General features: G+C 73.2%; 24 protein-coding genes. 11 read left to right on the top strand and 13 right to left on the bottom strand.

What is annotated here, in order from left to right; translation table 11 throughout:
* Window positions 1-178: 178 nt before the first annotated feature.
* Genes V7Q31_RS09985 through V7Q31_RS09960 form a run of 6 tightly spaced genes read left to right on the top strand, consistent with a single transcriptional unit; the run spans window position 179 to window position 4,596 of the window.
* Complete coding sequence (locus tag V7Q31_RS09985) at window positions 179-874, top strand: response regulator transcription factor (protein WP_333833627.1); 696 nt, start codon at window positions 179-181, stop codon at window positions 872-874.
* A gap of 6 nt (window positions 875-880) precedes the next feature.
* A complete protein-coding gene (locus V7Q31_RS09980; RefSeq protein ID WP_333833626.1) occupies window positions 881-2,554 on the top strand; it encodes a stimulus-sensing domain-containing protein in 1,674 nt (557 codons plus the stop codon).
* Window positions 2,551-2,988, top strand: coding sequence for an HPr kinase/phosphorylase (locus tag V7Q31_RS09975; protein WP_333833625.1), 438 nt, complete (start codon window positions 2,551-2,553; stop codon window positions 2,986-2,988). The genes V7Q31_RS09980 and V7Q31_RS09975 overlap by 4 nt, the downstream gene beginning before the upstream one ends.
* Before the next feature lie 20 nt (window positions 2,989-3,008).
* Window positions 3,009-3,908, top strand: coding sequence for an RNase adapter RapZ (rapZ, locus tag V7Q31_RS09970; RefSeq protein ID WP_333833624.1), 900 nt, complete (start codon window positions 3,009-3,011; stop codon window positions 3,906-3,908).
* The gene (locus V7Q31_RS09965; protein WP_333833623.1) at window positions 3,905-4,300 is read left to right on the top strand and encodes a PTS sugar transporter subunit IIA; all 396 of its coding nucleotides are present in this window, start codon (window positions 3,905-3,907) and stop codon (window positions 4,298-4,300) included. Before rapZ ends, V7Q31_RS09965 begins: the two co-directional genes overlap by 4 nt.
* The gene (locus tag V7Q31_RS09960; RefSeq protein ID WP_333833622.1) at window positions 4,297-4,596 is read left to right on the top strand and encodes an HPr family phosphocarrier protein; all 300 of its coding nucleotides are present in this window, start codon (window positions 4,297-4,299) and stop codon (window positions 4,594-4,596) included. The genes V7Q31_RS09965 and V7Q31_RS09960 overlap by 4 nt, the downstream gene beginning before the upstream one ends.
* A 13-nt stretch (window positions 4,597-4,609) precedes the next feature.
* On the opposite strand, the gene V7Q31_RS09955 is transcribed toward V7Q31_RS09960, so the two are convergent.
* From V7Q31_RS09955 to V7Q31_RS09940, 4 genes are all read right to left on the bottom strand, one after another.
* A complete protein-coding gene (locus tag V7Q31_RS09955) occupies window positions 4,610-5,455 on the bottom strand; it encodes a C40 family peptidase (RefSeq protein WP_333833621.1) in 846 nt (281 codons plus the stop codon).
* On the bottom strand, window positions 5,448-6,842 hold the full coding sequence (locus V7Q31_RS09950; protein ID WP_333833620.1) for a leucyl aminopeptidase family protein: 1,395 nt from the start codon (window positions 6,840-6,842) through the stop codon (window positions 5,448-5,450). Before V7Q31_RS09950 ends, V7Q31_RS09955 begins: the two co-directional genes overlap by 8 nt.
* Before the next feature lie 94 nt (window positions 6,843-6,936).
* Complete coding sequence (locus tag V7Q31_RS09945; RefSeq protein ID WP_333833619.1) at window positions 6,937-7,293, bottom strand: Hpt domain-containing protein; 357 nt, start codon at window positions 7,291-7,293, stop codon at window positions 6,937-6,939.
* A gap of 172 nt (window positions 7,294-7,465) precedes the next feature.
* Window positions 7,466-8,077, bottom strand: a complete 612-nt coding sequence (locus tag V7Q31_RS09940; RefSeq protein WP_333833618.1) for a sigma-70 family RNA polymerase sigma factor — start codon at window positions 8,075-8,077, stop codon at window positions 7,466-7,468.
* Window positions 8,078-8,250: 173 nt separating this feature from the next.
* On the opposite strand from V7Q31_RS09940, the gene V7Q31_RS09935 reads away from it, so the two are divergent.
* The 5 genes from V7Q31_RS09935 (at window position 8,251) to V7Q31_RS09915 (ending at window position 13,940) form a co-directional block, all read left to right on the top strand.
* On the top strand, window positions 8,251-8,793 hold the full coding sequence (locus V7Q31_RS09935) for an invasion associated locus B family protein (protein ID WP_333833617.1): 543 nt from the start codon (window positions 8,251-8,253) through the stop codon (window positions 8,791-8,793).
* A 44-nt stretch (window positions 8,794-8,837) separates the two neighbouring features.
* On the top strand, window positions 8,838-9,995 hold the full coding sequence (gene rlmN, locus V7Q31_RS09930; RefSeq protein WP_333833641.1) for a 23S rRNA (adenine(2503)-C(2))-methyltransferase RlmN: 1,158 nt from the start codon (window positions 8,838-8,840) through the stop codon (window positions 9,993-9,995).
* A gap of 19 nt (window positions 9,996-10,014) precedes the next feature.
* Window positions 10,015-11,007, top strand: a complete 993-nt coding sequence (locus V7Q31_RS09925) for a zinc-binding metallopeptidase family protein (RefSeq protein WP_333833616.1) — start codon at window positions 10,015-10,017, stop codon at window positions 11,005-11,007.
* 163 nt (window positions 11,008-11,170) lie between these two features.
* On the top strand, window positions 11,171-12,013 hold the full coding sequence (locus V7Q31_RS09920; protein WP_333833615.1) for a hypothetical protein: 843 nt from the start codon (window positions 11,171-11,173) through the stop codon (window positions 12,011-12,013).
* A 28-nt stretch (window positions 12,014-12,041) separates the two neighbouring features.
* Window positions 12,042-13,940, top strand: a complete 1,899-nt coding sequence (locus V7Q31_RS09915) for a peptidoglycan-binding protein (RefSeq protein WP_333833614.1) — start codon at window positions 12,042-12,044, stop codon at window positions 13,938-13,940.
* On the opposite strand, the gene V7Q31_RS09910 is transcribed toward V7Q31_RS09915, so the two are convergent.
* The 9 genes from V7Q31_RS09910 to V7Q31_RS09870 form a co-directional block, all read right to left on the bottom strand.
* Window positions 13,937-14,203, bottom strand: a complete 267-nt coding sequence (locus V7Q31_RS09910) for a ribbon-helix-helix domain-containing protein (RefSeq protein ID WP_333833613.1) — start codon at window positions 14,201-14,203, stop codon at window positions 13,937-13,939. The two genes, V7Q31_RS09915 and V7Q31_RS09910, sit on opposite strands and share 4 nt — an antisense overlap.
* Entirely contained in the window at window positions 14,190-14,408 is a 219-nt protein-coding gene (locus V7Q31_RS09905; RefSeq protein WP_333833612.1) for a DUF4169 family protein, read from the bottom strand. Before V7Q31_RS09905 ends, V7Q31_RS09910 begins: the two co-directional genes overlap by 14 nt.
* Window positions 14,409-14,418: 10 nt before the next feature.
* On the bottom strand, window positions 14,419-15,273 hold the full coding sequence (ypfJ, locus tag V7Q31_RS09900; RefSeq protein WP_333833610.1) for a KPN_02809 family neutral zinc metallopeptidase: 855 nt from the start codon (window positions 15,271-15,273) through the stop codon (window positions 14,419-14,421).
* A 70-nt stretch (window positions 15,274-15,343) separates the two neighbouring features.
* Complete coding sequence (fumC, locus tag V7Q31_RS09895) at window positions 15,344-16,735, bottom strand: class II fumarate hydratase (RefSeq protein ID WP_333833609.1); 1,392 nt, start codon at window positions 16,733-16,735, stop codon at window positions 15,344-15,346.
* An 80-nt stretch (window positions 16,736-16,815) separates the two neighbouring features.
* Entirely contained in the window at window positions 16,816-17,289 is a 474-nt protein-coding gene (locus tag V7Q31_RS09890; protein WP_333833606.1) for an SspB family protein, read from the bottom strand.
* Between the two features lie 79 nt (window positions 17,290-17,368).
* On the bottom strand, window positions 17,369-18,508 hold the full coding sequence (zapE, locus tag V7Q31_RS09885) for a cell division protein ZapE (protein ID WP_333833604.1): 1,140 nt from the start codon (window positions 18,506-18,508) through the stop codon (window positions 17,369-17,371).
* Window positions 18,509-18,533: 25 nt separating this feature from the next.
* Window positions 18,534-19,499, bottom strand: coding sequence for a 4-(cytidine 5'-diphospho)-2-C-methyl-D-erythritol kinase (locus V7Q31_RS09880; protein ID WP_442976457.1), 966 nt, complete (start codon window positions 19,497-19,499; stop codon window positions 18,534-18,536).
* Window positions 19,489-21,210, bottom strand: coding sequence for a tetratricopeptide repeat protein (locus tag V7Q31_RS09875; RefSeq protein ID WP_333833603.1), 1,722 nt, complete (start codon window positions 21,208-21,210; stop codon window positions 19,489-19,491). The genes V7Q31_RS09880 and V7Q31_RS09875 overlap by 11 nt, the downstream gene beginning before the upstream one ends.
* Window positions 21,211-21,313: 103 nt before the next feature.
* Window positions 21,314-21,435, bottom strand: a 122-nt coding sequence (locus tag V7Q31_RS09870; RefSeq protein WP_333833639.1) for a 4Fe-4S dicluster domain-containing protein, incomplete at its 5' end; no start/stop codon positions are given.

Here is a 21,435-nt window from a genome sequence, read left to right as displayed (position 1 = left end):
GCTGCAATGCGGAAAGTCGAAGAGGTGGTGAATCGTCCGCCTCAGCGCAATTTTCTTGCGTCGCCGTTTTGGGAGGCCGACGCGACGGCGCCGCGGTGCGGCCCAGCTTCCGCCCGATTGTCGCGCGATTGCCGCAATCGGGCGCGGCGCGTAGGCTCGCGCCGGAGGAGTGCCGCCCATGCCCGCCATCGCGCTGGTCGACGACGACCGCAACATTCTGACTTCGGTCTCCATCGCTTTGGAGGCCGAAGGCTTCGACGTGCGCGCCTTCACCGACGGCGTGGCGGCGCTGGCGGAGTTCGGGCGCAACCCGCCCGACCTCGCCGTGCTCGACATCAAGATGCCGCGGCTCGACGGCATGGAGCTGCTGCGCCGACTGCGGCTGAAATCCGACATGCCGGTGATCTTCCTCACCTCCAAGGACGAGGAGATCGACGAGGTGCTCGGGTTGCGCATGGGCGCCGACGACTACATCCGCAAGCCGTTCTCGCAGCGCCTGCTGGTCGAGCGCATCCGCGCGGTGCTGCGCCGGCGAGAGGCGGCGGGCGAGGGCGAGCGGTCCGAGGACGACAAGCCCATCGCGCGCGGCAAGCTCTCGATGGACCCGATCCGCCACGAGGCGCGCTGGGGCGGCGAGCCGGTCAGCCTGACAGTCACCGAATTCCTGATCCTGCGGGCGCTCGCGCAGCGCCCCGGCGTCGTCAAGAGCCGCGACCAGCTGATGGACGTGGCCTATGACGACGAAGTCTATGTCGACGACCGCACCATCGACAGCCACATCAAGCGCATCCGGAAGAAGCTGCGCGCCGCCGACTCCGATTTCAACGCCATCGAGACGCTCTACGGCGTGGGCTACCGCTTCAAGGAGGGTTGAGCCGTCTTGCCCAGGGACGCCGCCGAGGCCGGCGCGGCCCCCGTCGCCGGGCGCGAGACGGTCGGGGGGGCCGCGCAGCGCGGGCGCTGGCGTCTGTCGCCTACAGCGTCGATCCGACGCCGCATCGTCTTCATCAATGCGATCGGGCTCGGCGTGCTGGTGGGCGGGGCGCTCTGGCTCAACCAGTTCCGCGAAGGGCTGATCGAACTGCGCATGCAGGCGCTGGACACGCAGGGCGCGATCCTCGCCACTGTGGTGGCGGAGGCGGCGGGCGCGCCGGCGGGGCGCCTCGGCTTCGACCCGGTGCGCGCCAACGCCGTGTTGCGCCGCCTCGCCCAGCCGGCGGGGGTGCGGGCGCGCATCTACGATCTCGGCGGGCGGCTGACCGGCGACACGCGCAGCTTCAGCGCCGGCGCCGCCCCGGTCGAGACCGAGGACCTGCCGCCTGCCGGCGCGGCGCCTGAAACGCTGCTCGGCGTCCTGGAAGGCTGGTACGGGGAGGCGGCGGCGCTGCTGGAGGGGCCGCGCGAGCTCTATCGCGAGACCGAGATCGCCGGCGTCTCGACCGAGATCGCGGTCTACGAGGCGCTGCGGGGCCGCGCCACCAGATCGGTGCGCGTCAACAGCGAGGGCGAGCTCATCGTCTCGGTCGCGCTTCCGGTGCAGCGCTTCAAGGCGGTGCTCGGGGCGCTGGTGGTCTCGACCGAAGGCGGCGACATCGACGCCATCGTGCGGGCCGAGCGCATCGCGATCCTGCGCGTGGGCCTCGTGGCGCTGGCGGTCACGGCGGCGCTGTCGCTGTGGCTGGCCGGCGCCATCGCCCTGCCGCTGCGCCGCCTGTCCGACGCCGCCGAGACCGCCGACGGGGCCGGGCCGCGCGCGCTCGACACGGGCCGCGTCCGGTTTCCCGACTACACCGACCGGCGCGACGAGATCGGGCGGCTGTCGGGGGCGCTGCGGCGGATGACCGACGCGCTCTACGACCGGATCGACGCGATCGAGCGCTTCGCGGCGGACGTCGCACATGAGATCAAGAACCCGCTGACCTCGCTGCGTTCGGCGGTGGAGTCGCTGCGGCGCACCTCCGACGCCGGCGCGCAGGCGCGGCTCATGGCGGTGATCGCGCATGACGTGCGCCGTCTCGACAGGCTGGTGACCGACATCTCAAACGCCTCGCGGCTCGACGCGGAGTTGGCGCGCGAGACGATGGAGCCGGTCGATCTGGGGCCGCTCCTGCGGACTGTCGCCGAGATTGCGCAGGCCCGAGCCGACCTGCGCGGCGTGCGGGTGGAGGTCGAGGCGCCGGCGGCGGGGCTGACGGTCAAAGGGCTCGAATCGCGTCTCGGGCAGGTCTTCGTCAATCTGGCCGACAACGCCGTGTCGTTCTCGCCGCCCGGAGGGCTGGTGCGGCTGCGCGCCGCGCGGGGCGGGTCGGGCTGGGCGCGGGTCTGCGTCGAGGATCAGGGGCCCGGCGTGCCGCCCGACCGGCGCGAGGCGATCTTCGAGCGATTCTGGACCGAACGGCCCGACGGCGAGGGCTTCGGCGACCATTCCGGGCTCGGCCTGTCGATCTCGCGCCAGATCGTCGCGGCGCATGGCGGGCGCATCCGCGTCGAGGACGCGGGGAATGCGGGAGAGGCCGGCGGCGGCGCGCGTTTCACGGTCGAGTTGCCGCAATGAGCGCGCCGACGCGGCACGCCTCCTGCGTCGCGCTGGAGGGGCGGGGGCTGCTGATCCTCGGTCGCTCCGGCGCCGGGAAGTCCACGCTGGCGCTGGAGTTGATCGCGCTCGGCGCCACCCTCGTCGCCGACGACCGCGTGGCGCTGGAGCGGCGCGGCGGCGCGCTTTTCGCGCGCGCGCCGCATGCGCTCGAAGGGATGATCGAGGCGCGCGGATTGGGGATCCTGCGCATGCCCTTCCTGCCCGAGGCGGCGGTGGCGCTCGCGCTCGATCTCGACGCGGCGCCGGAGGGCCGGTCTCCGCCTGCGCGCAGCCTGACATTGCTCGGCGCGCCAGTCCCGCTATTGTCCCGTTCGGAACCCCTTCGCCCCGCCGCGATCGCCGCGGCGCTGCGTTGGGGCCCGCCGCTCGACCCCGACGCGCCGCCGCCCTGACGCGGCGCCGGAGCACGCCGATGACCGAAGCGCCGCTGGAGATCGTGCTTGTGACCGGCCTTTCGGGCGCGGGGCGCAGCACGGCGCTCGGCGCGCTCGAGGATCGCGGCTGGGAGACCGTCGACAATCTGCCGCTCGCGCTGATCCCGCGGCTGGCGGAGGCGCCTTCGGGCCGCCCGCTCGCGCTCGGGGTCGCCGCGCATGGCCGGGGCTTCTCGACCGAAGGGCTGATCGAAACCGTCGAGGCGCTGCGGCGCGCGCCGGGCGTCGCGCCCTCGCTGGTCTTTCTCGACGCCGCCGACGAGGCGCTGATCGCGCGCTACGCCGAGACCCGCCGTCGCCATCCCATCGCCCCCGCCGAGGACGCGGCGACCGGCGTCGCGCGCGAGCGCGATCTGCTCGGCGCGCTGCGCGACCGCGCCGATCTGGTGATCGACACCACGGCGCTGACGCCGCACCAGCTGAAGGCCGAAGTCCAGGCGCGGCTGTCGCGCGGCGACGGGCTGGGGCTGGTCGTCTCCGTGCAGTCCTTCTCCTACAAGCGCGGCGCCCCGCGCGAGGCAGACATGGTCATGGACGTGCGCTTCCTGCGCAATCCGCATTGGGAGCCCGAGCTGCGCCCGAGGGACGGGCGCGACGCGGAAGTCGCCGCCTATGTGGCGCGGGACCCTCTCTGCGCGCCCTTCTTCGACCGGCTGGCCGAACTGGTCCTGATGCTGTTGCCCGCCTACAAGCGCGAGGGTAAGGCCTATTTCGGGATCGGTCTCGGCTGCACCGGCGGCCGGCACCGCTCGGTCGCGCTGGCGGAGCGGCTGGCGAAGAGGCTCGTTTCGGAGGGATGGCGCGTGACGCTGCGACACCGCGAACTGGAGCGCCGACCCCCCGACGACGCCGCCGCCGAGTCCGGAGCGCAGGCATGATCGGCCTCGTCGTCGTCGCCCATGGCGGACTGGCGCGCGAACTGCTCGCCGCGACCGAGCATGTGGTCGGTCCGCAGCCGCAGGCGCTCGCCGTCTCGACCGGCCCTTCCGACGATCTGCGCGCCAAGCAGGCCGAGATCAACGCCGCTGTGGATCAGGTCGACGAAGGCGACGGGGTGGTCGTGGTGACCGACATGTTCGGCGGCACGCCCTGCAACCTCGCCATCGGCGCGATGGCGCGCGACACGGTCGAAGTGGTTTACGGCGCCAACCTGCCGCTTCTGGTCAAGCTCGCCAAGATGCGCGACCGCCCGGTCGCCGAGGCCATCGAGGCCGCGCTCGAATCGGGCCGGAAATACATCGACGGCGCGAAGCGGATGCTGGGCGGGTGAGCGTCGACCGCCCCGCCCTCGCCGCGCCGCTGCGGCGCCGTCTGCGCATCGTCAACGCCAAGGGGCTGCACGCGCGCGCCTCCGCCAAGTTCGTCGAGACGGTCGAGCGCTTCGACGCCTGCGCGACCGTGGGCAAGGACGGGATGGAGGTCGACGGCGGCTCGATCATGGGGCTGTTGATGCTCGCCGCCTGCAAGGACAGCGCCATCGCCGTCGAGACGCGCGGCCCGCAGGCAAAGGCGCTGATGGAGGCGCTCGACGCGCTCGTCGCCGACCGCTTCGGCGAGGAGAGCTGACGGGGCGCGCTCCTCAGGCCCAGCGCCGCATTGCGAGGATTTCGCCGCCGCCCTGCGCAGCGATCCGGGCCGCCGCGCCGTCCAGTGGCTCGACAGCGACGGCCATGTGATGCGCGTTGGCGTGCAGCATCCGCGTCGGCGAGACCATCACGCCGACATGGCCGCGCCAAAAGACGAGGTCGCCCCGCCGCATCGCCCGCACGTCGCGCCCCGGCGCCGCGCGCTGCATGTCGCTGTCGCGCGGGCAGGCGAAGCCCGCCGCCTGCCGCGCCACCTGCACGAGCCCCGAACAGTCGATCCCCGCCGCGCTGCGCCCGCCCCAGAGATAGGGCGCGCCGAGAAACGTCTCGGCGACCGCCACCCAATCCGGCGCGACCGCATCCGCCGGGGCGAGATGGACCGAAGGGACGAACCCGCCCTGATCGAGCGCATGGAACTTCGCCCCCGCCGGCGACGCAGCGACGCGCGCGCCGAAAGGCAGCGCCGCGACCGGGCGCGACTTGAGGTCCGGCGCGCAATAGACGAGCGCGTGCAGCGCGCGGACGCGCCATTCCGGGGCGGGCCCGTCATCGGCGGCGAAGCCGCTGTCGGGGGCGTAGCCGACATAGCCGTCGCCTTCGCACTGCCCCCACACCCAGCCCGCCGTCGCCTCATAGGCGGCGAAGCGCTCGCCGAACAGGAGCTGGGTCGTCATCGGCGCTTCGGGGTCGGGCGCCGCGGTCACCGGGCAGGCCGCGACGGCGACCCGCAGCCGGCGCGGCGCGGCGTAGCGCGCCGCCTCGACCTCTCCGCGCAGATGCTCGGCGGCGAGGTCGGGACGGGCGGGCGTCAGGCGGGGGTCGCGCAGCGCCTCAGCCATGCCGCGCCTCCAGAGCCGCGAAGACGGCCCGCGCCGCCTGGACTTCGCCGCCCTTGGGCCGGCCCGGCAGGGGCTTCGGCGTCCAGGCGAACAGGTCGACATGCGCCCAGGACGGCGCGCCCTCGGCGAAGCGCTTGAGAAACAGCGCCGCCGTGATCGCGCCCGCGAACCCGCCTTCGGGCGCGTTGTCGAGATCGGCGACCGGCGAGGCGACCTCCGCCTCGTAGGGCGGCCAGAGCGGCAGCCGCCACAGCGGGTCGCGCGCCTTCGCCCCCGCCGCCAGAAGCTCCGCCGCCAGCGCCTCGTCGTCGGTGAACAGCGCCGGAATATCGGGGCCGAGCGCGACCCGCGCCGCCCCGGTCAGCGTCGCGAAGTCGATCAGCAGACCGGGCCTTTCCTCGCAGGCCAGCGCCAGCGCGTCGGCCAGCACCAGCCGCCCCTCGGCGTCGGTGTTGGAGACCTCGACCGTCAGGCCCTTGCGCGAGGGCAGGATGTCGCCCGGGCGGAACGAGAGCGCCGACACCGCGTTCTCGACCGCCGGGATCAGCACGCGCAGCCGCAGGTCCAGCCGCCGCGCCATGATCATCTGCGCCAGCGCCAGCGCCGCCGCAGCGCCGCCCATGTCCTTCTTCATCAGCCGCATGTTCGAGGCCGGCTTGAGGTCGAGCCCGCCCGTGTCGAAGCACACCCCCTTGCCGACGAGCGAGACCGAGGGCGCGTCCGCGCGCCCCCAGCGCAGATCGATCAGCCGCGGGGCCTGCGCGCCTGCGCGCCCCACCGCATGGATCAACGGCAGGTTCGCCGACAGCAGCGCCTCGCCCTCGACCGTCTCCACCGTCGCGCCGAAGCGGGCGGCCAGCGCGCGGGCCGCGGCGTCGAGTTCGGCGGGGCCGAGTTCGTTGGCCGGCGCATTGACGAGGTCGCGCCCCATCGCGACAGCTTCGGCGATGTCGGCGGCGCGCGCGCGCCGCGCCGGATCGGCCACGACCAGCCTGCGCTCGGCCCCGCTGGGCGACGCCGTCTCGCCGCGCCGCGCGAAGCGGTAGGCGGAGAGCGCCCAGCCCAGCGCCGCCTCGTCCTTCGCGTCGGCGCTCAACTCGGTTTCGATGCGATAGACCCCCTCGGGCAGGCGCGCGACGGCCGCGGCGAGGTGGAAGCGCCCGCGCGCGCGCGCCGCCGCGTCGCCCCAGCCGATCAGCGCGACGGCGGGCGCGCCCGCAGCGTCGGGGGCGCAGGCGACGTCGCCGAGCGCGCCGGAAAACCCCTGCGCCGCGATCCAGCGCCAGGCGGCGGGGTCGAGCGCCTCGCGCATGGCCGCCATGTCGGCGGGCTCCACCAGATGAAGCGGCGTCGCCGGGGCGTCAGCGCTGTCGAGAAGCGATCGCATGAGAGACCTCGGGCGCGCGGAAGCGGTGCTGCGTCCGACGCTACAAGGCTTGCGCGCCCGCCGAAAGGCCCGGCGGAGGCGAGACGGCGCGCAGTCAGACGGCGCGGATTTCGGCCAGCGAGTTCCGCGCCGTGTCGCCGATGGCGGCGATGGTCTCGCGCGCGCCGTCGGTCTCGCCGCCGCGCAGCCGGTGCTCGAAGGCCAACGCCTGCTGCGACAGCCGCTTCAGCCCGATCTGGCCCGAGACGCCGCCGATCTCGTGGGCGATCCGCGCGCAGGCCTCCGGGTCGCCGACGGGATCGAGCTCCGACAGGCTGCGCAGACGGTCCTCGACGACCTGGCCCGCCTTGTCCACCAGCATGTCGACCCCGCCGCCGAGCGCGTCGCGCAGCGCCCGCAGCATCTCGCGATCGACAAGCGCCGCCTGATCGGTCGCATCGCCCTCGTACATGTTCGGCCTCTCCGCAGTCCGGGCGGTTCACACTTCCCGAGCAGAAAGCCTCCGGCCGGGTTAAAGATGGGTTAGAATACGGCCGCTCGGTGGCGCCCGGGCGCGTGTGTCGCCAAGGATTCTCAACCCAGCGTTGCTTCGCCGAACTGTCGATCGCCCCGCCGCCGCCGCGTCAGCCGTCGCGCAGCTCCGCCGCGAAGCCCGGCCCGAGCGCGCCTCTCAGCCGCGTCATGGCGAGCCGCAGCCGCGATTTGACCGTTCCGAGCGGCGTGTCGAGCATCGCGGCGATCTCCGAATGCGACAGCCCGTCATAGAAGGCGAGCCGCACCACCTGCGCCTGATCGGCGGTCAGCTCGACCAGCGCCGCGCGCACGGCGCGGTCGCGGTCGGCTGCGGCGAGCGTCGCCTCGCCGGCCGGGTCGGGGTCGGGGCGGAACAGCGGGTCCTCGGGGTCGGGCTCGGGTCTGCGGCGGCGCAGCATGTCGACGCGGCGGTTGCGGGCGACGGCGTAGATCCATGTGGCGGCGCCGGCGCGGGCGGGATCGAAGCTGTCTGCGCGGCGCCAGACCGAAAGCATGACCTCCTGCGCCGCCTCGTCGGCTTCTGCGGCGGGGAAGCCGCTGCGAATCAGGAACCCCTTCACCCGGCCCGCATATCGGCGGAACAGCTCGGCGAAAGCGTCGCGGTCGCGCGCGGCGATGCGGGCGAGCAACGCCTCGTCGGTCGCGGGGGCCGGCGCGCCGGCGGCGTCGGAAGCGCCGTCGAGATCGGAGAACTCTGTCACAGCGTGGGAATTTCCAACGGCAAGAGGGCGGAACTGCGGCGGCCGGCCCGGCCGGACTGGCGCAAGCGCCTGCTTTCAGACTAGATTAGGAGGTAATCGATCCTGAGAAAACAGGATCGCGCGCGCCGGTCGTGCGCGCGCGCCTCATGCGGATTGCGGCTGGAGCGGAACGAATGCTGGGAACGAAATTCGCGCGGAGCGTCGCGACGGCGGCATGTGCGGCGGCGATCGCGCTGTCGAGCGCGCCGGCGATGGCGCAGACCGAGCACGAGCGCGCCGGCGCTCAGCGCGACTGGAGCGTCTTCGCCGTCGGCGAGGGTGCCGAGCGCGTGTGCTGGATCGTGTCCAAGCCGAAGAAATGGGAGGCCCGGCGCGGCGGCGCCCGCGTCGACGCCAGCCGGGGCGACATCTATCTGATGGTCGCCAATCGTCCGGCGCAGAACGTGCGCGACGAAGTCAGCCTCGTCGTCGGCTACCCGCTCAAGCCCGACAGCACAGTGCGTCTCGACATCGGCTCCGACAGCTTCGCGCTGTTCGTCGAGAACGACACCGCCTGGAGCCAGCCCGCCGACGACGCCCGCGTGGTCGCCTCGATGAAGCGCGGCGTGGAGGCCGTGGCGACCGGCGTCTCGGCGCGCGGCACCACCACCATCGACACCTTCTCGCTGCTCGGCTTCACCGCCGCGCTCGATCAGGCCGCCGCGCTGTGCAAGTGACGCCATCCGATCCGGGCGCGTCTGCGCGCATCCCCGCGCCGCTCCTGCCGGAGACGGCGGCGCTGCGCCGGCTCGTCCCGGCGGGTCCGCCCAATCTGATCGGCCTGACGCGGGAGCAGCTCGAAGCGGCGCTGCTGGCGGCCGGCGCGCCGGAGCGGCAGTTGCGCATGCGCGCCCAGCAGCTCTGGGGCTGGCTCTACCAGCGCGGGGTCCGCGACTTCTCCGAAATGACGAGCCTGTCGAAGGAGTTCAGGCGCTTTCTGTCGGAGAATTTCCGCATCTCGCGCCCCGAAATCGTCGCCCGCCAGCTCTCCGCCGACGGCACGCGCAAATATCTGCTGCGCATCGAGGGCGGCCATGAGGTCGAAACCGTCTACATTCCCGAGGAAGATCGCGGCACGCTCTGCATCTCAAGCCAGGTCGGTTGCACGCTGACCTGCTCGTTCTGCCATACCGGAACTCAGGTTCTGGTGCGCAACCTGACGCCGGCGGAGATCGTCGGCCAGATCCTCGTCTGCCGCGACGATCTCGGCGAATGGCCCGTCGCAGGCGAGCGCCCGCCGGAGAGGCGGCTCCTGTCCAACGTCGTGCTCATGGGCATGGGCGAGCCGCTCTACAATTTCGAGGGCGTGCGCGACGCGATGCAAGTGGCGATGGACGGCGAGGGGCTGTCACTGTCGCGCCGGCGGATCACGCTGTCCACCTCCGGGGTCGCGCCGATGATCGGGCGGGCGGGCGAGGAGATCGGCGCGCTGCTCGCCATCTCGCTGCACGCCACCACGGACGAGGTGCGCGACAAGCTGGTGCCGATCAACCGCAAATGGCCGATCGCCGAGCTTCTGGCCGCCTGCCGCGCCTATCCGCGCCTGTCCAATTCCGAGCGCATCACCTTCGAATATGTGATGCTGAAGGACGTCAACGACAGCGACGCCGACGCCAAGCGGCTGGTGAAGCTGATCGCCGGCATCCCCGCCAAGATCAACCTGATCCCCTTCAACCCCTGGCCGGGCGCCGCCTTCGAGCGCTCCAGCTGGGAGCGCATCGAGGCCTTCGCCGAGATCGTCAACCGCGCGGGCTACGCCAGCCCCGTGCGCACGCCGCGCGGCCAGGACATCCTCGCCGCCTGCGGGCAGCTCAAGAGCGCAACCGAGCGCGGGCGGAAATCGGCGGCGCAGGTCGCCGCGGAAGTCGCCGGGCTCTGACCATAAGCGGGGGCGGATCATGGAGCTCTTCCGCTGCCCCGCCTGCGGGGCCGCCCTGTTCTTTCGCAATGCGCGCTGCCTGTGCGGCGCCGAACTCGCCTTCGACCCGCGGCGGCGCGCCTTCCTGACGCTCGGCCCCGACGTCGCCCCCTGCGCCAACCGCGCCGCCATCGCCTGCCAGTGGCGCGCGCCCGAACCCGGCGCCCTCTGCCTGTCCTGCGCAATGACGCGCACCGTCCCCGACACCGGCATTCCCGACGCCGCCGAACTCTGGGCCGACGCCGAGGACGCCAAACGCCGCGTGATCGCCAATCTGATGCGCTGGGGCTTCTTCACCGAGGCCGACCCGCACGCGCCGCCCGTCTTCGACATGCTCGCCGAGACCGGCGGCGACGGCGTCACCATGGGCCATGCGGCGGGCGTGGTGACCATCAACGTCGCCGAAGCCGACCCGGCGGTGCGCGAGGCGCGCCGGGCCCGGCTCGCCGAGCGGTATCGCACCATGATCGGCCACTTCCGCCACGAACTTGGCCATTTCGTCTTCGACCGGCTGGCCGCGGCGCCCGGTTTTCCCGAGGCGTTCCGCGCGCTGTTCGGCGACGAGCGCGCCGATTACGCCGCCGCGCTCGAAGCGCATTACGCGCGCCATCCGGGGTCGGGAGACGACGACCCGCCGCCGCCCGGCTTCCTGACCGCCTACGCCGCCGCCCATCCGCACGAGGACTGGGCCGAGACGTTCGCGCATTACCTCCATCTGGTGGAGATCTGCGACAGCGCCGCGCGCGCGGGCCTGCGCGCGCCCGCCCTCGTGACCGCCGGCGGCGGCGGCTTCGACCCCTACGCGCCCTGCCCGCTCGACGCGCTGCTCGACGCCGCCGCCGAACTCGGCGTGGCGCTCAACCACGTCAACCGCGCGATGGGGCTGGCCGACCTCTATCCCTTCGTGCTGACCGCCCCGATCCGCGCCAAGCTCGGTTTCGTCCATGACTGGATCGAGCGGGCGGCGCGCTGAGCGCGGATCGGAGGCGCGCGCCGCGCATCTTCTCTCCGCCAGGCCGCGCAAGCGCGCGGACCGGCCCGCCGCAGTGCAGCAAAATCCTTTCCAATTCAACGCTTCGCGCGCCGATGGAAATAGTTTACCTTAATATGCGCATATTGTTCCGGGGGTATCGCCCATGCTGCGCGCGCTCGGTCTCGCTCTCGCTCTGGTGGTCCTGACCGGCTGCGCCAGCACGCGCGGCGTCGCCGAGTTCGCGGCCTATCGGGCGGCCTACGCCGAGGCGCAATCGACCGGCGAGGCGATCCTCGACCGCCTCGCCGTGGCGGAGCGCGCCCTGCACGCCCGCGCGAACCCGTTCGATCCGGCGTTCGGCGCCTTCGCCCCCGACGAGGCCCCCTATCTGGTCGAGGCCGTCGATCCGCCCTCCACGGCGGCGTTCCGGCGCGCGATCCGGGCGGTCGGGGCCTACACCGACGCGCTGGCGGCGCTGTCGAACGGCGAGACGGCGGAGGCGATGGCGGGACGGCTGGGTCGGCTCGGGGCGCTCGGGATCGAGGCGGCGGGCGCAGTCGGCGCGACGCCGCCTGCGGCGGCGGTCAATGCGGCGGTCGGCGCGCTCGCGCCCTTCGCCGAAGGCGGCCTCGCGCTGGCGGCGCGGGCGCAGTTCCGCGACCGGCTGCTGGAGAACGCGGATGCGATGGCGGCGATCCTGTCGCAGACGCGCGACGCGACCGCGCCGATCTTCGCCGCGCTGGCCCAGAAGCTGCGCGACGACGTGTTCGCCGATCCGAGCGGGCGCGAGTTTTCGCCCGCCGAGATCGACGAATTGCGGTCGCTGCGGCGGCTGATGGCGCATTGGGTGGTGCTGCTCGACGCCAGCCGCGCCGCGCTGGCGAGCGCGGCCGCCGCGGCCGGCTCGACCGACGCCGTCGGCGTCGCGGGGGTTCTGGCGGCGAGCGAGACGCTGGCCGTCACGGCGCGCGGGGCGCGTCGGGCGCTCGCGGGCGGCGCGCCCTGAGTGGGGAAGCGGACGGGAGGGAGGCGGGATGAGCGCGCTGCAATCGGTCAATCGGGTGATCGCCGCCGCGCGGGCCGAGCTGCGCGCCGCCCGCGCCGCGGGCGACGACGCGGCGGGCGACCGCATCTTCGCCGAGATCGTCTCGCCGCTCGCCCGCATCGCCGCGAACATGGCGCTGGCCGATCTGGCGAGCCAGGCGCTGGCGCTCAACGCCGCCTCGGCGCAGCTCGAGCGGGCGCTGGCCGATCTCGAACGCTCCGTCGACCGGATGTTTCTCGACGACATCCGCGCCACCGCCGCCGAACTCGACATGGTGGCCGAGAAAGCCTCGACCCAGACGGCCCCGGCTGCGGCGGTCGAGCCTCCGGCGCAGCCTTCGCCCGCGCCCGAGCCCTCGCCCGCATCCGCCCCGTCCGAACCGTCTGCGCCGGCTCAGGCGGCGGCTCCGCCCGCGCCGGCGTCCCCGCCGACCGATCGCGACGCCTACGCCGCCGCCTTCAAGGCCATGGCGATCCGCCCGGACTGGGAGGGGCGCGCCGACCTCGCCGCCCGCGCCCTGCTGCGCCCCGACGCCGTAACCCGCTACCGCGCCGTCGAAGCGCGCACGGGCGCGCCCTGGTGGTTCGTCGGCGCGCTGCACCTGATGGAGGCGTCGCAGAACTTCAACCGGCATCTGCACAATGGCGACCCGCTCGACGCGCCGACCGTGCGCCACCCGCCGGGCCGGCCGTTCGGCTGGCGGCCCGGCATGTCCTGGGAGGAGAGCGCCGCCGACGCGCTGACCGGCGAAGGCCGGCTCGACGGCGTGCGCGACTGGAGCGTCGGGGCCGCCCTCGAACAGGCCGAGCGCTGGAACGGCCTCGGCTATCGGCGGCGCGGCCTGTGGTCGCCCTTCCTGTGGTCGGGCTCCACCTACTATTCGCGCGGTCGGTTCGTCGCCGACGGCGTGTTCGATCCGGACGCGGACTCGGCGCAGGCCGGGGTGGCCGTGCTGCTGCGCCGCCTCGCCGAGCTCGACGTGCTCCAGACGCCGAAAAGCGCGCCTGCGGTGGTGCGCCCGGCCTCGGCGCTGACGGCGCCCCGCGCGCCCGCGCCCGACCTCGCGCCCTTCCCCCACGCCGCAGACGAGCTCGATTTCCCGATGAAGGCCGGCGAGACGATCCAGCTCGGCATGGGGCTCGGTCGCCGCAAGAGCGCCGCGAACAAGGCGAAAGTCCGCAAGGTTCAGGAATGGCTGAGCTTCCACGGGCCGATTCTGGTCGTGGACGGCGAGTTCGGCGACGCCACCGCGCTCGCCGTCGCGGAGTTCCAGCGCCGCGCGGCGCTGCCCGAGACCGGCGAAGTCGACGAGGAGCTCTGGGCGCTGCTGACCGCGCCGATGCGCGCCGCGCTCGACACCGAAGCCGAGATCGGCCCCGGCGCGCGCCCGTCCCTCGCCGAGCAGGCGGTGCTGGTCGCGCAGGCGCATGTCGCGCAAAAGCCGCGCGAGATCGGCGGCAACAACCGCGGCCCGTGGGTCCGTCTCTACATGAGCGGCGAGCAGAGCGAGGACGGCCAGTCGCATGCGTGGTGCGCGGGCTTCGCCTGCTTCATCGTGGCCCAGGCCGCCCGCGATCTGGGGATGGAGGCGCCCTTCAAGCGGCGGATTCGCGTCGCCGACCTCGCCCGCGACGCCAAGGCCGACGGGCGCTTCGTCGACGGCGAGACGATGGGCGACGGCGCGGGCCGCGCCGCGCGCACGCCGATCGGCGGGCTGTTCGTGCGCCGCTCCGGCGCCAGCTGGAACCACACGGGTCTCGTGACCTCGGTCGCCGACGCCGTGTTCGGCACGGTCGAGGGCAACACAACCGGGCAGGACCGCGACGGCGACAGCGTGAAGCGGTCGCGCCACTCCTATCGCAACTACGATTTCGTCCGCCTCGTCTAGCCCGGCCCCGGCCCCGGTCGCGGCTCCGGCCCGGCGCCCTGCCGCACCCAGCGCAGGGCGGCGACCCGCAGCGCGCTGGCGAGGCCCTGCTCGGGGGGGCGGGCGGCGTCGATCCCGGCGGCGAGCGCATTGAGCGAGGCGCCGCGCGCGCGCGCCATCTCGCGCAGCACCTCCCAGAACTCGGGTTCCAGCGTCACCGATGTGCGATGGCCCGACAGGGTGAGCGAGCCCTTGCGGGGCCTCGGGTCGTCAGGACGGGTCATCCTCGACCTTCGGGCGTGCGACCGGCGCGTCCTCGACTCTTGCGCCGTCGAGGCGCCGGTCGGCGAGGCGGGTCAGCGCCGACGCCGCGTCGCGCGCGGCCTTCGGCACGCCATGCGCCGCCGCGTTCGCGTCGCCCTGCGCGCGGGCCTCGGCGCGGGCGCGGGCCTTGCGGGCCCGGCGCAGGTTGATCGGAGCGTCGGTCATCGGCCCCGGCTCACAGCGCGCCGGCTGCGAAGGTGTCGCAGGCCTCCATCTCGCCGGTCTCGAAGCCGCGATAGAACCAAGTCCGGCGCTGCTCCGACGTGCCATGCGTGAAGCTGTCGGGAACGACATAGCCCTGGCTGCGCCGTTGCAGCGCGTCGTCGCCGATGCGGGCCGCCGCATCCAGCGCCGATTCGATGTCGCCGCGCTCGAGCACGCCCTCGCGTTCGTGCAACTCGCGCGCCCAGACGCCGGCGAAGCAGTCGGCCTGCAATTCGGTGCGCACCGAGATCGCGTTGGCCTCCGCCTCGGATCGGCGCATCCGCGCGGCCATGGTCTTCTCCATCACGCCGATCAGGTTCTGCACATGGTGGCCGACTTCATGCGCGATCACATAGGCGCGCGCGAACTCGCCCCGCGCGCCGAGGTCGCGCTCCAGCGTCGCGAAGAAGTCGGTGTCGAGATAGACCCGCTGGTCGCCGGGGCAGTAAAAAGGCCCGACCGCCGAACTCGCCGAGCCGCAGGCCGAGGCCACCGCGCCCGAGAACAGCACCAGCGTCGGCTCGACATAGCGCCCGCCGCGCTCGGCGAATTCGCGCGTCCAGACCGATTCGGTGTCGGCCAGCACCACGGCGACGAATTCCTCCGTCTCGTCGTCGATCACGTTGGGGCCGCTCTGGCTCTGCGGCGCCGGCGCGCCGCCGCCCACCAGCCCGGCGAGCCCGGTCAGATCGACGCCGAAGATCATGCTGGCGACGAAGAGCAGGATCACGCCGAGCCCGCCGATCCCGCCCGCGCGCCGCATGCCCCCGCCCGATCCGCGAACGTCCGCGATGTTGTCGCTGGTGCGACGGCCCCGCCACTTCATGCGCCGATCCTCCCCGCATCGCCTCGCGCGCAACCGTGCCGCGCGACGGCGAACCGGTCAATCGCGGGCGCTATTGCGGGCCGAGCATCGTCTCGGGCCGCACCACGCGGTCGAAAGTCGCCTCGTCGACATAGCCGAGCTTCACCGCCTCCTCGCGCAGGGTGGTGCCGTTCTTGTGGGCGGTCTTGGCGACCTTGGTGGCGGCGTCGTAGCCGATGGTCGGCGCGAGCGCCGTCACCAGCATCAGCGATTCGCGCATCAGCTTGTCGATGCGCGCCTCGTCGGCCTGAAGGCCCGCGACGCAATTGTCGGTGAAGGCCGACGCCGCGTCGCCCAGAAGTTGCATGGATTGCAACAGGTTGTAGATCATCATCGGCTTGTAGACGTTGAGCTCGAAATGGCCCTGGCTGCCGGCGAAGCCGATGGCGGCGTCATTGCCCATCACATGCGCGCAGACCATGGTCAGCGCCTCGGCCTGAGTCGGGTTCACCTTGCCCGGCATGATCGAGGAGCCGGGCTCGTTCTCGGGCAGAATCAGCTCGCCGAGCCCGCAGCGCGGCCCCGAGCCGAGCAGGCGGATGTCGTTGGCGATCTTGAAGAGCGACACCGCCGCGACCCGCACGGCCCCCGAAAGCTCGACGACCGCGTCATGCGCCGCGAGCGCTTCGAACTTGTTCGGCGCGGTCTCGAAGGGCAGGCCGGTGATCTCGGCGATGCTCTCGGCGATCGCCTCGGCGAAGCCCGGCTTCGCGTTGAGCCCCGTGCCGACCGCCGTCCCGCCCTGCGCGAGGAAGAAGATGTTGTCGAGCGCCTGGTCGACCCGGACGATCGCCTGCCGCACCTGATGCGCGTAGCCCGAGAACTCCTGCCCCAGCGTCAGCGGCGTCGCGTCCTGCGTGTGGGTGCGGCCGATCTTGATGATCTTCGCGAACGCCGCCTCCTTCACCTCGAGCGCCGTCAGCAGCTTCTTCAGCCCCGGCAGCAGCACCTGCGTCGCGGTGGTCGCGGCGGCGATGTGCATGGCGGTGGGGAAGGTGTCGTTTGAGGACTGGCTGCGGTTGACGTGGTCGTTGGGGTGGACGGGGTCCTTCGAGCCCATGACGCCGCCGAGCATCTCGATGGCGCGGTTCGAGATCACCTCGTTGGCGTTCATGTTGGTCTGGGTGCCCGAGCCGGTCTGCCAGACCACCAGCGGGAAATGATCGTCGAGGTCGCCCGCGATGACCTCGTCGGCGGCCTTCGCGATCGCGTCGCCGATCCGCGCGTCGAGCGAGCCCTGCGCCATGTTGACCTGGGCTGCGGCCTTCTTGACGACGCCGAGCGCGCGGATCAGCGCCACCGGCTGCTTCTCCCAGCCGATCGGGAAGTTCTGGATCGAGCGCTGCGTTTGCGCGCCCCAGTAGCGGTCGGCGGGGACCTCGATCGGGCCGAAGCTGTCGGTCTCGGTGCGGTGCGCGGTCATCGCCTGCCTCCCTGCTGCGGTGTCGGCGGGCAGCATAAGCGGCGGTGCGGGGAGGGCAATGCGGCGGCGCGGTCGCGGCTTCAGCGCTTGCGGAAGCTGTCGAGGCTCACGATCTCGGCCGGCCCTTCGCGCGGGGTCGGCGGCTCGGGCGGCGCCGGGTCGCCCTCGGGCCCGCCTTCGGGTCCGCCGCCTTCGGCCTCGTGCGGTTCGAAGCGCAGGCCGAAATTCTCGCTCGGATCGGCGAAAGTCGTCACCGCGTCGAAGGGCACGACCAGCGTCGCAGTGCGGTCGCGGAAGCTCAGCCGCACCGAGAAGCGGTCGGACGCCACCGCCAGATCGTCGAACTCGTGCTGCAGGACGATGGCGAGCTCTTCGGGGTGCTCGGCCTTCAGCCAGTCGGGCATGTCGACCCCGGGATGCGAGGTGTCGAAGCTGATGAAGAAGTGATGCGCGCCGGGCAGCCCGCGCCGGGCGACGACGCCGAGCACTTCCGCCATCAGCCCGCGCATCGCGCGCTGCATCAGCCTGCCGTAATTGAAACCCGATCTGGCCATGCGCCCATTCCCGTTTCCGGCGACCATAGCCGATTCGATGCCCGTGAAAAGAGCGGCGCCTGGCCGTTCAACCGGCCGCTCAACCGGGCGGCCAGGCTTGCGAGCGCATCTCGGTCAGCCGCGAGGCCGTGCGGGCGAATTCGAAGGCCTGCGCGCCCTCAGCATAGAGCGTTCCGGGCTCGGCCTCGGCCGACACGATCAGCGTCGCGCGCGCCTCGTAGAGCGCATCGACCAGCGTCGCCAGACGCTTGGCTTCGTTGGCGCGCCCCGGCCCGAGCTTCGGCACGCGCTCGAGCGCGAGAAGGCGCGCAGCCCCGGCGAGCGCGAGGAAATCCGCCGGTCCCAGCGCCCGCGCGCAGAGGTCGTCGAAGCTCGCCCGCACGGCGCCTGCGGCATGACGCGGCAGGCGCAGCGTGCGGCCATGGGCGTGCAGCACCAGCGGCGTCTCGGGCGCGCCGTCCTTGATGTCGCGCCAGATCTCGTCCATCGCGGCGTCGGTGCGGGGGCCGAGCGGCGACAGCCAGCGCCGGCTGTCGCGCGGGCCGCGCTGGCGATGGTCGGTCGGGCCCTGCAACGCGCACAGATCGAGCCGGTCCTTCAGCATCGCGATGAAGGGCAGGAACAGGCCTCGGTTGAGCCCGTCCTTGTAGAGATCGTCGGGCGGACGGTTCGACGTCGCGACCACGACGACGCCCCGTGCGAACAGCCCCTCGAACAGCCGCCCGAGGATCATCGCGTCGGTGATGTCGGTCACCGTCACCTCGTCGAAGCACAAGAGCGTCGCGGCTTCGGCGATGCGGGCGACGACAGGCGCCAGCGGGTCGCTCTCGCCGCGGCTGCGGGCGTCGCGCATCCCGGCGTGGACTTCCTGCATGAAGGCGTGGAAATGCACCCGGCGGCGCGGCGAGACCGTCGCCGTTTCGAAAAAGACGTCCATCAGCATCGATTTGCCGCGCCCGACCTCGCCGAACAGGTAGAGCCCGCCGACCGGCGCGTCGGGCTTGGCCGCCTTGCGCCCGAAACCGAGCAGCCCGCGCGCGGCTTTGCGCGGACTGCGCGGCTCATAGCCGACAAGGCGCTGATGGAGAAGTTGCAGCTTCCCGACCGCGGCGCGCTGGCCCTCGTCGGGGACGATGCGGCCTTCGGCGATCAGCGCGCGGTAGCGGCGCATCGGGCCGTCCGGGGCGCTGTCGGGAGATGTCTCGTCGGGCGGGGTCATCCGGGTCCGCACTGCGCCTTTCGCGTCAGGAGAGCGGCTGCGTCCAGTCGGGGGCGGCGGGCGCGCCGTCATGCGCCTTCACCCGCGCCGGCGCCGCCCACCAGCCGGGCTCCTGCGCCCGGATCGCGTCGGCGGCGGCGCAGGCGGCGGCCTCGGTCGGGAAGATGCCGAAGCAGGTCGCGCCCGAGCCCGACATGCGCGCCAGCAGGCAGTCGGGGGCCCAGCGCAGCGCGCCGAGCACCGCGCCGATGGCGGGCGCGATCGCGCGCGCCGGGGCCTCCAGATCGTTGCGCTGGCGCGAAAGCCACGCCGCGAGATCGCCGACGGAGCCGAAGCGCGCGGGCGCGCGGTCGGCGGGCGGATTGTCGCGGCGGGCGAGGCCGGCGAAGACCTCCGCCGTCGAGACCATCCGCATCGGGTTGACCAGCGTCAGCCAGAATTCGGGGAAGGCGGGGGCCGCGCTCAGCCGCTCGCCGATCCCCCCCATCATCGCCGGCGCCGAAGCGAGGCACACCGGCACGTCCGCCCCCAGCGCCAGCGCCGCCGCGTCGAGGGTCGCCGCATCCGGCGCCCGGCCCCAGAGCCGCATCAGCAGCCGCAGCGTCGCCGCCGCATCCGCCGAACCGCCGCCGATCCCCGAGGCGACCGGCAGCCGCTTGTCGAGCCGCAGCGCGACCCCGCAGGGCGGTCCTTCCGGCAGCGCGGCGGACAGCGCGGCGACGGCGCGCAGCGCGAGATTGTCCTCGCCGCTCCCCAGCCCGAGCGCGAACGGGCCGTCGAGCGAGAGCGACAGGATCGGGCTGCGCTCGGCCTCCATCACGTCGCCGATCTCGGGGAACACGGCGAGGCTTTCGAGCGTGTGCCGCCCGTCCGGACGGCGCCCGCGCACATGCAGGAACAGATTGACCTTGGCGCGGGCGAGATCTGTCAGGGCCGCCTCGGCGAGGGGCGCCGCCCGGTCCTGCGCCGGCGCTTCGGGGTCAGAGGTCATCGGCGGCCTTGCGCGCGGGCGGCGCGGCGGCGGCCTCCTCCTCCAGCACGACGTCGAGCCCGACCGCCAGCTTGCGCTTGATCCGGGCGAGGTCCTTCGGCTCGGGGTCGAAGGAGCGCGCGCGCTTCCACTGGAACTGCGCCTCCAGCCTGCGCCCGACCATCCAGTAGGCGTCGCCGAGATGGTCGTTGATGGTGGGATCGACCGGGGCGAGGGCGACCGCCTTCTCCAGCCACTCGACCGCGCCCTCGAAATCCCCGATGCGGTAGAGCGCCCAGCCGAGGCTGTCGGTGATGTAGCCGTCTTCGGGGCGCAGCTCGACGGCGCGCTCGATCATGGCCTTCGCCTCGTCGAGATTCTCGCCCATGTCGACCCAGGAGTAACCGAGATAGTTCAGCACCAGCGGCTGGTCGGGCTGTAGTTCGAGCGCCCGGCGAAAATCGGTCTCGGCGAGCGGCCAGCGACCGCCGCGCTCATGGGCGATCCCGCGTTGGTAGAAGGCCGCCCAGTTCGGCGCGCCGGCGTCGTCCAGAAGGGCGATGGCGGCGCCGTAGGCCTCCGCCGCGTCGTCCCAGTCTTCCGTCGCGCGCAGCGCGTCGCCGAGCGCGAGCTGCGCCTCGACGCTGTCGGGCGCCCGCCGGGCGACGGCCCGCAGCGCCTCGACGGCGGCCTCCTCGCGCTCCAGCCTGCGCAGCACGTTGGCGCGCCCGATCTGCGCGCGCAGCGACAGCGCGCTGTCGGGCGTGATCGCCGCATAGGCGCGGGCGGCGGCTTCGAGCTGGCCTTCGGCCTCCAGCAGCTCGGCGATCAGCAGCGCGGCGTCGTCGGCGCCGGGGCGCAGCCAGGCGCCGAGGCGGGCGTAGGCGAGCGCGAGGCGGCGGCCCGATTCGTTGGCGAGCACGCCCGCGAGACCGTGCAGCGCCTCCGCCGCGCCAGTGGCCGCGTCGCGCGCCGGCAGAGGCGGCGGCTCGCCGGCGTCGAGCCGCGCCAGCGCCGCGCGCGCCAGCGGATCCCCCCCGGCGCCGCTCGCGCGCTCGGCGTAGAGCGCGCGCGCCTCCGCCGCGCGCCCCGCCAGCTCGAGCGCCGCGCCGCGCGCCAGCAGCATCGGCGTCGGCGCCTGCGTCGCCTCCTCGAAGGCCGCGTCGAAGGCGCTCAGCGCGCCCTCGGCGTCGCCGTCGATCAGCCGGGCCAAGCCGATATGGACCTGTCCGAACAGCCGGAACAGCGCGCGGTCGCCCGCCGAGCCGAACAGCGCCTCGGCGCCGGCGAGGTCGCCCATCCCGAAGGCCGCCCAGCCGCCGAGAAGCGGCGCCACCAGCGGCTGGAACGCGTCCGGGCGCTCCGTCGCGCGCGCCCGCGCCGCCGCGAAATCGCCGTCGCGCAGGTCGCGCACCGTCAGCGCCAGATTGGCGAGCCGGTTGTCGGGCGCCCCGTCGGCGAGGCGCTCGGCCACCGGCCCCGCCTCGCCGATCCGCCCCGCGGCGATCAGGTTGAGCAGCGTCAGCTCCGCCAGCCCCAGATTTTCGGGATCGCTCTCGAGCGCGCGGCTCAGATAGCGCGCGGCGGCTTCGGCGTCGTTGGCCGAACTCGCCTGCCGCCCCGCGAGATAGGCCCCGGCGAGGCCCCCCGCCTCCTCCTGCGCGACCGCCTGAGCGGCCCAGAGCGCGAGGACCGCGCCGAGCGCGCGGGCGAGGCGAGGGAAACTGGGCATGCGGGCTCCTGTCGGCGAAACGGTTGCATCGGCGAGAGCATAGCGCGAAGCGGCGGCGCGTCGCCACAGCCCGCGGACCCTCCCCGCCGGGAAACGCCCCCGCTCACATGTTGGGATAGTTCGGCCCGTCGCCGCCCTGCGGCGTGCGCCACTCGATGTTCTGCGACGGATCCTTGATGTCGCAGGTCTTGCAGTGCACGCAGTTCTGGAAGTTGATCACGAAGC

The organism is Rubrimonas sp., assembly GCF_036788415.1.
Classification (GTDB): Bacteria; Pseudomonadota; Alphaproteobacteria; order Rhodobacterales; family Rhodobacteraceae; genus Rubrimonas.
This window is presented reverse-complemented; position numbering and strand designations above follow the sequence as displayed.

Excerpts from the sequence above, each read along its gene's own strand:
- fumC (WP_333833609.1), bottom strand. The coding sequence starts at position 16,735 with ATGACCGCGCACCGCACCGAGACCGACAGCTTCGGCCCGATCGAGGTC.
- V7Q31_RS09890 (WP_333833606.1), bottom strand. The coding sequence starts at position 17,289 with ATGGCCAGATCGGGTTTCAATTACGGCAGGCTGATGCAGCGCGCGATG.
- ypfJ (WP_333833610.1), bottom strand. The coding sequence starts at position 15,273 with ATGAAGTGGCGGGGCCGTCGCACCAGCGACAACATCGCGGACGTTCGC.
- V7Q31_RS09950 (WP_333833620.1), bottom strand. The coding sequence starts at position 6,842 with ATGCGATCGCTTCTCGACAGCGCTGACGCCCCGGCGACGCCGCTTCAT.
- V7Q31_RS09955 (WP_333833621.1), bottom strand. The coding sequence starts at position 5,455 with ATGGCTGAGGCGCTGCGCGACCCCCGCCTGACGCCCGCCCGTCCCGAC.
- V7Q31_RS09925 (WP_333833616.1), top strand. The coding sequence starts at position 10,015 with ATGGAGCTCTTCCGCTGCCCCGCCTGCGGGGCCGCCCTGTTCTTTCGC.
- V7Q31_RS09975 (WP_333833625.1), top strand. The coding sequence starts at position 2,551 with ATGAGCGCGCCGACGCGGCACGCCTCCTGCGTCGCGCTGGAGGGGCGG.
- zapE (WP_333833604.1), bottom strand. The coding sequence starts at position 18,508 with ATGACCCCGCCCGACGAGACATCTCCCGACAGCGCCCCGGACGGCCCG.
- V7Q31_RS09945 (WP_333833619.1), bottom strand. The coding sequence starts at position 7,293 with ATGTACGAGGGCGATGCGACCGATCAGGCGGCGCTTGTCGATCGCGAG.
- V7Q31_RS09935 (WP_333833617.1), top strand. The coding sequence starts at position 8,251 with ATGCTGGGAACGAAATTCGCGCGGAGCGTCGCGACGGCGGCATGTGCG.
- V7Q31_RS09915 (WP_333833614.1), top strand. The coding sequence starts at position 12,042 with ATGAGCGCGCTGCAATCGGTCAATCGGGTGATCGCCGCCGCGCGGGCC.
- rapZ (WP_333833624.1), top strand. The coding sequence starts at position 3,009 with ATGACCGAAGCGCCGCTGGAGATCGTGCTTGTGACCGGCCTTTCGGGC.
- V7Q31_RS09910 (WP_333833613.1), bottom strand. The coding sequence starts at position 14,203 with ATGACCCGTCCTGACGACCCGAGGCCCCGCAAGGGCTCGCTCACCCTG.
- V7Q31_RS09905 (WP_333833612.1), bottom strand. The coding sequence starts at position 14,408 with ATGACCGACGCTCCGATCAACCTGCGCCGGGCCCGCAAGGCCCGCGCC.
- V7Q31_RS09965 (WP_333833623.1), top strand. The coding sequence starts at position 3,905 with ATGATCGGCCTCGTCGTCGTCGCCCATGGCGGACTGGCGCGCGAACTG.
- V7Q31_RS09985 (WP_333833627.1), top strand. The coding sequence starts at position 179 with ATGCCCGCCATCGCGCTGGTCGACGACGACCGCAACATTCTGACTTCG.
- V7Q31_RS09875 (WP_333833603.1), bottom strand. The coding sequence starts at position 21,210 with ATGCCCAGTTTCCCTCGCCTCGCCCGCGCGCTCGGCGCGGTCCTCGCG.
- V7Q31_RS09880 (WP_442976457.1), bottom strand. The coding sequence starts at position 19,499 with ATGACCTCTGACCCCGAAGCGCCGGCGCAGGACCGGGCGGCGCCCCTC.
- V7Q31_RS09920 (WP_333833615.1), top strand. The coding sequence starts at position 11,171 with ATGCTGCGCGCGCTCGGTCTCGCTCTCGCTCTGGTGGTCCTGACCGGC.